Source organism: Kitasatospora sp. NPDC048540, from assembly GCF_040651175.1.
GTDB lineage: Bacteria > Actinomycetota > Actinomycetes > Streptomycetales > Streptomycetaceae > Kitasatospora.
The window spans coordinates 18,456-28,498 of sequence record NZ_JBEZIR010000116.1; the positions used below are offsets into that span (position 1 = coordinate 18,456).

Genomic DNA, 10,043 nt, shown 5'->3' on the forward strand with positions numbered 1-10,043 from the left:
GGGGCGGCCGGAGGGTTATGGCGCAGTCGGCCGCAGCCGGGCCTGCCGCTCGTCGCCGCCCGGGACCATCGGGGCCGGTGCGGTGCTCGCGATCACCCGGCGGGCCAGTGAACGCGGGGAGGTGAGGAAGCCGAAGCCCCAGCTCATGTGCATGGTGACCAGGGCGAGGGGCAGTTGCAGCCGGGCCTTGGCGGACAGGCCGCGGCCCTCCAGCGCGGAACCGCCGAGGATGGCCGCCAGGTAGCCGAGCGGGACGGCCAGGAAGGCCGGGTGCACCAGCGCGCCGAGCACCAGGGCCGAGGCCATGGCGGCGACCGCGGCGGGCGGGGCGAGGTAGCGCAGGTTGACCGAGCCGCGGTGGTAGCGGGTGACGACCCGGCGCCAACGGCCGTAGTCCTTGTACTGCTTGGCCAGCGCCCGGACGTTCGGGCGGGGGCGGTAGGTGACCCGCAGCTGCGGGGTGAACCAGACCAGGCCGCCGTCCTGGCGGATGCGGTAGTTCAGCTCCCAGTCCTGGGCGCGGATGAACTCCTCGTTGTAGCCGCCCAGCTTCTCCAGCACCTCGCGGCGGAACACCCCCAGGTAGACGGTGTCGGCCGGGCCGGCCAGGCCGCCGGTGTGGAAGGCCGCGTTGCCGACGCCGATCTTGGAGGTCATGGCGGCCGCGACGGCCTTCTCCCACTCGCTCTCGCCCTCGGCGTGCATGATGCCGCCGACGTTGGCCGCGTCCATCTCGCCGAGCAGCCGCACCGCGGTGGCGATGTAGCCGTCGGTGAGCAGGCCGTGGCCGTCCACCCGGACCACTATCGGGTGGCTCGAGCCGCGGATCGCTGCGTTCAGCCCGGCGGGCGTGCGGCCGGTGGGGTTCGGCACGGTCCGCACCCGCGGGTCCGCGGCGACCAGTTCGGCGGCGATCTCGTCGGTCCGGTCGGTGGACGGACCGAGCGCGATCACCACCTCGATCGCGCCGGGGTAGTCCTGTTCCAGGATCCGGCGGACAGCGGTGCGGAGGTGACGTTCCTCGTTGAGCACCGGCATGATCACGGAGACCGCCGGCAGCTCTTCAGCAGCCTTGGTGTTCATCGGGCCCCACCGTACCGGCGCATACCCGCCCTTGTCAGATGCGGGTACCCACCAGGTTCGACGCCGTGATCAGGAGGCTTCCGACGGAACGTGCCTGCTCGCCCGGATGCCCGGCGCGCCGCGCGCCGGACCGCCCGGACCACGCCCCTACCATCCAGAGGATGCCCCCGTCCCGCCCGCGCCGCCCCGCTCGCCCGCCCCGCCGACGCTGGGCCCAGTGGGCGGCGGGCGCCCTGTCGCTGGCCGTGCTGGCGGCCTCCTGCGGCGGCTGGGCGATGGTGAACGGCGTCAGCGACGCGATCGACCGGGTGGACGCCTTCAGCGGCGACCACGAGCGCCCCGCCGACGACGGCGTCACCACCTTCCTGGTGGTCGGCACCGACGACCGCGAGGGCATCCCCGAGGCCACCTTGAAGCAGGTCCTGCACGCCGGCGGCGAGTCCTGCCACTGCACCGACACCATGATGATCGTCCAGCTCGCCGACGGCGGCGGCCGGGCCAGCGTGGTCTCCGTCCCCCGCGACTCGTACGTGGACATCCCCGAGCACCAGGACCCCGCCACCCACCGGCAGGTGCCCGCTGCCAAGGGCCGGATCAACGCGGCGTACGGCATGGGCGGCGCCCAGCTCACCGTCCGCACCGTCGAGCAGAACACCGGCGTGCGGATCGACCACTACCTCCAGGTCGACTTCCTCAGCTTCGTCGCCGCCGTGGACGCCGTGGGCGGGGTGGAGGTGTGCACCAGCAAGCCGCTCAAGGACGACTACTCCGGCCTGGACCTGCCGGCCGGCACCACCCGGCTGGACGGCGCCGGCGCGCTCAAGTACGTCCGGGCCCGGCACGTCGACGGCAGCTCCGACCTCGGCCGGATGCACCGCCAGCACCGCTTCCTCGCCCAGCTGCTCCGGCAGGCCGCCACCGCCGGTACCCTGCTCGACCCGGCCCGGCTGGGCCAGGTCACCCGGACGGTGCTGAGCTCGGTCAAGGCCGACCAGCAGCTGACCGGCGACGACCTGCTCCGGCTGGTCTCCCGGCTGAAGGAGCTGTCCGCCTCCGACGCCGACTTCGCCACCGTGCCGCTGGCCGCGCTCGACCACCAGGTCAGCGGCTGGGGTTCGACCGTGCTGTGGGACCGGCCCCGCGCCGAGGCGCTGTTCGACGCACTGCGGCACGGCCGGCCGCTGACCGACCGGCCCGCCCCCGGGCCGTCCGCCGCCCCGGTGCCCGCCGGGAGCGTGGCGCCCGGACAGATCCGGGTCCAGGTGCTCAACGGCTCCGCCGTCCAGGGCCTGGCCGCCCGGGTCGACGCCGACCTGCGCGGCGCCGGGTTCGCCACCACCGGTACGCCCGCCAACACCGGCGACACGACCGCCGTGCGCACCACCGTCCGCTACGACCCGCACTGGGACGAGTCGGCCCGTACGGTGGCGGCGGCGCTGCCCGGCGCCGAACTGGCCGAGGCGCCCGGTCTCGGTGCCACCGTGCAGGTGGTGGCCGGTACCGACTACCGGGGTGTGACGGGGGCGCCGTCGAGCGGCCCGCCGCCGGCCCGGCCCTCCGCGGGTGCCTCGCCGGCGGCCGCGGGCGGGACGCCGGGCCCGGCCGATCCGGCCGCCGAGACCGGGGCCGAGGTCGGCTGCCCGTGACCGGGCGCCCCCGAGCCGGGCATGCCGCGGGGGCCAGGCATGGTGCCCGGCCCCCGCGTCCCCCGTGGTGGTGCGGTCAGTCGGTGGCGATGGCCGCCAGGACGTTCATCCGGCCGGCCCGGAAGGCCGGGACGAGCGCGGCCAGCAGACCGATCACGGCCGAGGCCACCAGGATGAAGACGATCGTCGCGGTCGGGACGGTCAGCACGTCCAGGCCCTGGTCGGCCAGCACCTTGCGGGCGGTGACGCCCCAGGCGAGGCCGAGCCCGCAGCCGAGCAGGGCGCCGAAGACCGCGATCACCACGGACTCCAGCCGGATCATGCGGCGCAGCTGGCGGCGGGAGAGGCCGATCGCCCGCAGCAGGCCGATCTCGCGGGTCCGCTCCACCACCGACAGGGCCAGGGTGTTGACGACCCCGAGGACCGCGACGGCGATGGCGAGGCCGAGCAGGCCGTAGACCATGTAGAGCAGCTGGTTGACCTGGCTCTGGATGAGGTCCTTGAGCCCGGCCCGGTCCTGCACCTGGACCTGCGGGTAGGTCTCCAGCGACTTCTGCAGGGCGGTCAGGGTCCGGTCCTTGTCCGCGCCCGGGTCCGCGATGCCGAAGATCTGGTCGTCGCCGGGGATCTCGTCGGCGGGCAGCACCTTCGCGACCGTGCCGAAGGAGGTGAAGGGCAGTCCGTTGAGGACGGATCCGCTCTCGGTGACCACGCCGACCGGCAGGCTCTGGGTCCGGCCCTGGCCGTAGTCGACGGTGAGCCGGTCGCCGACCTTGACGCCGTGCTCCGTGGCGAACTTCTGGTCCACCGAGATGCCGCCGCCGAGCGCGTCCTCGGTCCGGCCGGAGACGGCCGGGATCCGGAAGCCCTCGGTGAAGTTGGGGGTGACCACCAGCAGCGGGGACTTGGGGTGCTTCCCGTCCGGGGTGCCGAAGGTGACCTGCAGCTGCTTCTGCTCGATCAGCGTCCTGACGCCCGGGGTGGTGCGGGCGGCGTCCGCCATGGCCGGCGTGAGCGGGCTGTTGGCGGTGATCACGTAGTCGGCGCCGACCGAGTCGTCGATCTGCGCGTTGACCGAGCTGACCATCGAGTTGGTGACCACCGAGGCGCCGGTGACCACGGCCAGGCCGATCATCAGGGCGGCCGCGGTGGCGCCGGTACGGCGGGGGTTGCGCATCGCGTTGCGCTGGGCCAGCTTGCCGGACGGGCCGAACAGGGCCGGCAGCGCGGCGCCGAGCACCCGCACCACCCCGGTGGACAGCAGCGGGCCGAGCACCACGAAGCCGATCAGGGTGAGCACGATCCCGGCGCCGAGCGGCAGTCCGCCGTCGGCGGCCTTGTGCGCGGCGGCCGCGGCGCCGAGGCCGGCCACGCCGAGCGCGGTGAGGACCAGCCCGATGACGGTGCGGATCCGGTTGGCGGAGGCCTCGGCCGGGGTGCCGTGGTCGCGCAGGGCGGCCATCGGAGAGATCCGGCTCGCCCGGCGGGCCGGGACCCAGGCCGCCAGCACGGTGATCAGGATGCCGACCGCGTACGAGGCGACCGGGACGGTCCAGGTGATCTCCAGCGAGGAGGCGTCCAGGTTCATCCCGAGCAGCTTCATCAGCTGGATCAGCAGGACCGCGAGGCCCAGGCCGGCGGCCAGCCCGAGGGTGGAGCCGAGCAGGCCCAGGATCAGCGCCTCGATCAGCACCGAGCGGTTGACCTGCTTGCGGCTGCCGCCGAGGGCCCGCAGCAGGCCGATCTCGCGGGTGCGCTGGGCGACCAGCATCGAGAAGGTGTTGATGATCAGGAAGCCGCCGACCAGCAGCGAGATCCCGGCGAAGCCGAGCATCACGTACTTCATGAAGTCCAGGAAGGAGCCGACGCCCTTGGCGCCGTCGGCCTTCTGGTCGGCCGCGGTCTTGCCCTGGAAGCCGCTGCCGAGTGCGGCCAGCGCCTCCTGCTTGAGCTGGTCGTCGGTGCGGCTGCCGTCGCCGAAGAGGTCGACCGAGGTGTACGCGACCTCGCCGAGCAGGGTCTTCTGGGCGGTGGCGGTGTCCAGGAAGGCCAGTGCCGCACCGGGGTTGGTGGTCCGGAAGGTGGCGATGCCGGACAGCGTGAAGTCGTAGTTGCCGCTGGTGGCGACGACCCGGACCTTGCTCCCGAGGCCGAGGTGCGCCTTGGCGGCGGTGTCGGCGTCGAGCACCAGGTCATCCGGGCCCTGCGGGAGGTGGCCGGAGGTCAGGTCGAGGGCGCTGCGCGGGGAGTCGGTCCAGTTGCCGACGATGGTGGGTGCGCCCTGGGTCGGGCCGACCACCTTGTTGGCGACCGGGTCGACCAGGACGGTCGACTGGCTGAACACCTGGCCGAGGGCGGTCCGGACGCCCGGCAGGCCGGCCAGCCGGGAGACGGTGTCCACCGGGACGGTGGCGGGCTTGACGCCGCGCGGCGGCCCGTTCTGGTCGGACTCCTCGACGGCCTTGCTGACCGAGAGGTCGGAGGCGGTGGAGGCGAACAGCTTGTCGAAGGTGCTGGTCGCGGTGTTGGCGAAGACCAGGGTGCCGGACACGAAGGCGACCGACAGCACCACGGCGATCAGCGAGAGGATCATCCGCCCCTTGTGGGCGAGGAAGCTCCGTAGCGAGGTCTTGAGCAGCATGGGGGTTTCCGGCTCCGAATCAGCTGGTGCGCTTGCCGTCGAAACGGCGCATGCGCTCGAGGACGGAGTCGGCGGTGGGGGCGGTCATGTCGTCGACCAGGGCGCCGTCGGCGAGGAACAGCACCCGGTCCGCGTAGCCGGCGGCGACCGGGTCGTGGGTCACCATGACGATGGTCTGGCCGAGCTCGTCGACCGAGCGGCGCAGGAAGGTGAGCACCTCGGCGCCGGAGCGGGAGTCGAGGTTGCCGGTGGGCTCGTCACCGAAGATGATCTCCGGGCGGGCCGCCAGGGCGCGGGCCACCGCGACGCGCTGCTGCTGGCCGCCGGACAGCTGGGTCGGCCGGTGCTTGAGGCGCTCGGACAGGCCGACGGTGTCGATCACCTGCTGCAGCCAGGCGGCATCGGCCTTGCGGCCGGCGATGTCCATCGGCAGCGTGATGTTCTCCAGCGCGTTGAGCGTGGGGAGCAGGTTGAACGCCTGGAAGATGAAGCCGATCTTGTCCCGGCGGAGCTGGGTGAGCTGCTTGTCCTTCAGCCCGGTGATCTCCGTGTCGCCGATCCAGATCCGGCCCTCGGTGACCGTGTCCAGCCCGGCCAGGCAGTGCATCAGGGTCGACTTGCCGGACCCCGAGGGGCCCATGATCGCGGTGAACCGGCCCCGCTCGATGTCCACGTCGACGGCGTCGAGTGCCGTCACCCGGGTCTCCCCGGCGCCGTACGCCTTGGTCACCTGGCGGGCACTGGCCGCGCTGGCGGCCCGCCCGCCGGACTGCTGGGCGCTGTGCACGGCGTTGGCTGCCGTCGTCACTGGAGTCTCCTCGTTGTCCTGGTTCCACCCGTTGGCCCCCCGAGCCTGGCGGTCGCGGGGGTGCGTCGGCCATGGGGCCCGCACCCCTTTCCGGCCTGGGGCCGGCACCACCACCGGGTGGCGAGGGGGGATAAGGACCACGTTAGGAGAGCGGTGGGGACGGCACCTCATCCGCCGGGAGGAAGCCGACCGACCGGGAGATGTACGGGGTGCGCGGCACCTCCCCCTAGGGGACCAGGGGACGGGGGTGAGGGTCGGTCCGGGTGCGCGCACCCGGACCGGCCCGCCGTACCGCCGCGCCGCCCCGCGGCTCAGCCGGCCAGCGCCGGCGCCGGCCTGCGCTCCAGCGCCGCCGCGAAGGCCTCCACCACCGGCGTGAGCAGCACGTCCGTCTCCCGCTCCAGTTCGGTGGAACCGTCCTCGCGGACCGTGATGTGCCGGTCCAGCACGAACCAGCCCTGGGTGATGTGCCCGGCCCCCATCGCGCTGAGCACCGGGCGCAGCGCGTAGTCCACCGCCAGCACGTGCGCGGTGGAGCCGCCGGTCGCCAGCGGGACCACGGTGCGGCCGCGCAGCGCGTACTGCGGGAGCACGTCCAGCAGGGCCTTCAGCAGGCCCGAGTAGGCCGCCTTGTAGACGGGGGTGCCGATCACCACGCCGTCGGCCTCGGCGAACAGCTCGACCGCGCGGGCCAGTTCGGGGTGCGAGAGGTCACCGGCCAGCAGCGCCTCGGCGGGCAGGGCGCGCACCTCGAACGGGACCACCCGGTGGCCGCGGGCGGTCAGGCGGGCGTCGACGTGGCGGAGCAGCCGGGTGGTGCGGGAGGTCGCGGACGGGGAGCCGGACACGGACAGGACGGTGGCCATGGGGATCACCTCGGGGCAGGACGGTGCCGGTGGTCGGCGGGCACCGTGGCAGGAAGCGGGACGGGCCGGCGCGGGGCGCGGACACGGGAGCGGCCGCCGGCGCGGGGCACGGCAGCGCGGGGCGCGGGTGCGGCGGGTTCAGGCAGAAGGGCGGCGAGCGGTCAGCCGCGACACAGCGCGCCGGACACCCGCACCAGGTCGACGTGGAGCCGACGCGTGAGAGTCCATCGCTGTTCCATGCCCGTCATGCAAACACGGGCGTTTCCGGGCGGTCAAGGTTGGTTCCAGCCCCTGAACATTTCCCGCTGAACGATCCGGGCCCTGCATCAGCTCTGTTACAAGCGGCCCCGCAGCCGACCCGGCAGCACTGCGGGCTGCCGCTTTCGGGCATCCTTCCCCACATGAACACGTGGCAGGAGGACCGCCCGGGCGGCGGCGGGTACGGGTCGTACGGTCAGGGCCGGCGCGGCCCCGGCCAGGGTGGTCAGGGCCACGGCGGACAGGGTTACGGCGACCAGGGCGCCGAGGGCCAGGGCTACGGCGCCCCGGGGTACGGCGAGGCCCCGGGCTACGGCGGGCCGGCCGCGGAGCCGCCGCTGCCGCCCGAGCTCAACCCGCGCGGCGCCGGCATCCCGGCGCCCGCCGGGCCGGCCGCCCCGTCGGCGGTACCGGCCGCGCCGCCCGGCAGACCGGTGCCGCGCCAGCACCCCGGGCGGCCGGGTCCCGGCGGGCCGGGCGGGCCGGGGGCTCCCGGTGGTCCGGGCGGGCCGGGTACGCCGGGGGCGCCCGCCGCCGGCCGGTCCCGCTGGCCGCGCCGCCGCAAGATCAAGGTGGCCGCGCTGGCCGTCGTCACCACGCTGCTGGTGACCGGCATCGGCACCTACTTCTGGGCCGACTCCCAGCTCAACCACGAGAACGTGCTGGCCGGCTACGCCGGGCGGCCCGCCGAGGGCAAGGGCACCAACTGGCTGATCGTGGGGTCCGACAGCCGCGCCGGGCTCTCCGACGCGGAGGAGGACTCGCTGCACACCGGCTCCGCCGAGGGCAAGCGCAGCGACTCGATGATGATCCTGCACATCGGGGACCACGGGAACACCCTGATGTCGATCCCGCGCGACTCCTGGGTGCAGATCCCGGCGCACCCCGACACCAGCGGCAACGGCAAGACCGTGCCCGCCGCCACCTCCAAGATCAATGCGGCCTTCGCCCGCGGCGGCGGCCGGCTGCTGGTGCAGACCGTGGAGTCCAACACCGGCATCCACATCGACCACTACGCCGAGATCGGGTTCGCCGGCTTCGTCGGCATCGTGGACTCGGTCGGCGGTGTCGACATGTGCATCGACCAGGCCGTCTCCGACAAGGACTCCGGGCTGAACCTCAAGGCCGGCTGCCAGACCCTGACCGGCGCCCAGTCGCTGGCCTTCGTCCGGCAGCGCCACCAGATGGCCGACCAGGACCTCGGCCGGATGCGCAACCAGCAGAAGTTCCTGGGCGCGCTGGCCAAGCAGGCCGCCTCCCCGGCCACCCTGCTCAACCCGTTCACCTTCTACCCGATGGTCAGCTCCGGCCTCGGCACGCTGATCGTCGACGACGACGCCGGCCTGACCGACCTCGGGTCGCTGTTCCTCGCCATGAAGGGCGTCTCCAGCGGCGACGGGAAGAGCATCACCGTGCCGATCGGCAACCCCGACTTCCACACCCCGACCGGCGAGTCCGCGGTCAAGTGGGACCCGGCCAAGTCGAAGCTGGTCTTCGACGCCATGAAGAACGACACCGCGATGCCCGACGTCAAGTAGCCGTACGGACGTTGACGCCTTCGCGGCGTGTCGCGGCGGACCGGCCGACGGTCCGCCGCAGCGCCGCCACACTGGTGGCCATGTCGCTGGTGACCTCCCTGATCCGACTCCGCCGCCACCGCCTGCTCGGGCGGCTGGTCCAGGAGGCGCTCGCGCTGTACGGGATGGAGGTCCCGGCGGCGGTGGAGATCGGCCCGGGGCTGACCGTCTTCCACCGCGGCTTCGGCACCGTGCTGCACCCGTACACCACGCTCGGTGCGGACGTCACGCTCTACAACGGCGTCACCATCGGGCGGGCGGATCCGTGGGTGCCGCAGGAGCTCAGCCCGATGCGGCGGGTGGTGCTGGAGGACGGTGTGGTGGTCTGCGCCGGGGCGAAGATCGTCTGCAAGTCGGGCGTCCTCACCGTCGGCGCCGGCACCATCGTCGGCGCCAACGCCGTCCTGACCCGCTCCACCGGCCCGAACGAGATCTGGGCCGGCGCCCCGGCCCGCCGCCTGGGCTTCCGCCCGGCGGCGACCGGCAGTGCCAAGAGCCTGGCGTAGATTCGGACCGGGTCCGCCCGGCGCTGCACCCGGCAGGCCCCGCGACCCGGATACTCGGAGGATCCAGGCCGTGCGTGCGTTCCGGAACAGGACCTATCCGGCGAGCGGGGCAGCGCTGGTCGCGGTGGCCGCCGGGCTGGCGGCCGCGGACAGCCCGCTGTCACCGGACTTCCCCCGTCCCGGCCTGGCCCTCTTCCTGCTCCTCTACCTGGGCATGGCCGCGCTGGGGGTACGGATCTCACGGCTTCGGGTGGCCGTCACCGATCGCGGGGTGCAGGTGGTGAACATCCTGGGATCGCGCCAGGTGCCGTGGTCGGACATCCGCGGCTTCGACGTCGGGAACAGTCTGGTGATCGAACTCGCGGACGGCCGGGAGATCGGCTGCTCCGCCGTCCAGCCGTCCGGGCTGGAACGCCTGCTCGGCCGGCCGACCCATGCCGGGCGCGTGGCCGACGAGTTGGAGGCGTTGCGGGCCAGGTACGGCGGGCAGGCGCGCTGAGACCGGACCACGTGGAGCAGCCGTGAGCCGCCGCGCCGGACGGCACGGGGGCTCACGGCTGTCCCCGGTGCGCGTTACGGCAGGTTGCGGGCCATCACGATGCGCTGGACCTGGTTGGTGCCCTCGTAGATCTGGGTGATCTTCGCGTCCCGCATCATC

At 73.6% G+C, this 10,043-nt stretch carries 10 protein-coding genes; 4 read left to right on the forward strand and 6 right to left on the reverse strand.

Translation table 11 applies throughout. The annotated features are described in order from the left end of the window. Positions 1 to 15: 15 nt before the first annotated feature. Complete coding sequence (locus AB0D08_RS31960; protein ID WP_051812374.1) at positions 16 to 1,083, reverse strand: glycosyltransferase family 2 protein; 1,068 nt, start codon at positions 1,081 to 1,083, stop codon at positions 16 to 18. Between the two features lie 161 nt (positions 1,084 to 1,244). On the opposite strand from AB0D08_RS31960, the gene AB0D08_RS31965 reads away from it, so the two are divergent. After that, positions 1,245 to 2,729, forward strand: a complete 1,485-nt coding sequence (locus tag AB0D08_RS31965) for an LCP family protein (RefSeq protein ID WP_051812372.1) — start codon at positions 1,245 to 1,247, stop codon at positions 2,727 to 2,729. A gap of 76 nt (positions 2,730 to 2,805) precedes the next feature. Here the strand turns inward: AB0D08_RS31965 and AB0D08_RS31970 are convergent, their stop codons facing one another. From AB0D08_RS31970 to AB0D08_RS31985, 4 genes are all read right to left on the reverse strand, one after another. Beyond that, on the reverse strand, positions 2,806 to 5,370 hold the full coding sequence (locus AB0D08_RS31970) for an ABC transporter permease (protein ID WP_033820367.1): 2,565 nt from the start codon (positions 5,368 to 5,370) through the stop codon (positions 2,806 to 2,808). A gap of 19 nt (positions 5,371 to 5,389) precedes the next feature. After that, positions 5,390 to 6,157, reverse strand: a complete 768-nt coding sequence (locus AB0D08_RS31975) for an ABC transporter ATP-binding protein (protein ID WP_033820369.1) — start codon at positions 6,155 to 6,157, stop codon at positions 5,390 to 5,392. Between the two features lie 332 nt (positions 6,158 to 6,489). Beyond that, a complete protein-coding gene (gene ssuE, locus AB0D08_RS31980) occupies positions 6,490 to 7,044 on the reverse strand; it encodes an NADPH-dependent FMN reductase (RefSeq protein ID WP_359893748.1) in 555 nt (184 codons plus the stop codon). Between the two features lie 161 nt (positions 7,045 to 7,205). Further along, positions 7,206 to 7,292 carry a putative leader peptide gene (locus tag AB0D08_RS31985; RefSeq protein WP_359893753.1) on the reverse strand — a complete coding sequence of 29 codons (87 nt, stop codon included), beginning with the start codon at positions 7,290 to 7,292 and terminating at the stop codon, positions 7,206 to 7,208. Between the two features lie 153 nt (positions 7,293 to 7,445). Between AB0D08_RS31985 and AB0D08_RS31990 the strand changes: the two genes are divergently transcribed. From AB0D08_RS31990 to AB0D08_RS32000, 3 genes are all read left to right on the forward strand, one after another. Then, the gene (locus tag AB0D08_RS31990) at positions 7,446 to 8,840 is read left to right on the forward strand and encodes an LCP family protein (protein WP_359893750.1); all 1,395 of its coding nucleotides are present in this window, start codon (positions 7,446 to 7,448) and stop codon (positions 8,838 to 8,840) included. 80 nt (positions 8,841 to 8,920) lie between these two features. Then, complete coding sequence (locus tag AB0D08_RS31995; RefSeq protein WP_051811857.1) at positions 8,921 to 9,385, forward strand: hypothetical protein; 465 nt, start codon at positions 8,921 to 8,923, stop codon at positions 9,383 to 9,385. A 70-nt stretch (positions 9,386 to 9,455) separates the two neighbouring features. Then, a complete protein-coding gene (locus AB0D08_RS32000; RefSeq protein ID WP_051811856.1) occupies positions 9,456 to 9,884 on the forward strand; it encodes a PH domain-containing protein in 429 nt (142 codons plus the stop codon). A 74-nt stretch (positions 9,885 to 9,958) separates the two neighbouring features. Here AB0D08_RS32000 and AB0D08_RS32005 read toward each other — a convergent pair. Next, the coding region (locus AB0D08_RS32005) for an acyl-CoA dehydrogenase family protein (protein ID WP_094743042.1) at positions 9,959 to 10,043 on the reverse strand (85 nt) is incomplete at its 5' end.

Coding starts and splice junctions, on each gene's coding strand:
- AB0D08_RS31960 (WP_051812374.1), bottom strand. CDS start 1,083: ATGAACACCAAGGCTGCTGAAGAGCTGCCGGCGGTCTCCGTGATCATG.
- AB0D08_RS31965 (WP_051812372.1), top strand. CDS start 1,245: ATGCCCCCGTCCCGCCCGCGCCGCCCCGCTCGCCCGCCCCGCCGACGC.
- AB0D08_RS31970 (WP_033820367.1), bottom strand. CDS start 5,370: ATGCTGCTCAAGACCTCGCTACGGAGCTTCCTCGCCCACAAGGGGCGG.
- ssuE (WP_359893748.1), bottom strand. CDS start 7,044: ATGGCCACCGTCCTGTCCGTGTCCGGCTCCCCGTCCGCGACCTCCCGC.
- AB0D08_RS31985 (WP_359893753.1), bottom strand. CDS start 7,292: ATGACGGGCATGGAACAGCGATGGACTCTCACGCGTCGGCTCCACGTC.
- AB0D08_RS31990 (WP_359893750.1), top strand. CDS start 7,446: ATGAACACGTGGCAGGAGGACCGCCCGGGCGGCGGCGGGTACGGGTCG.
- AB0D08_RS31995 (WP_051811857.1), top strand. CDS start 8,921: ATGTCGCTGGTGACCTCCCTGATCCGACTCCGCCGCCACCGCCTGCTC.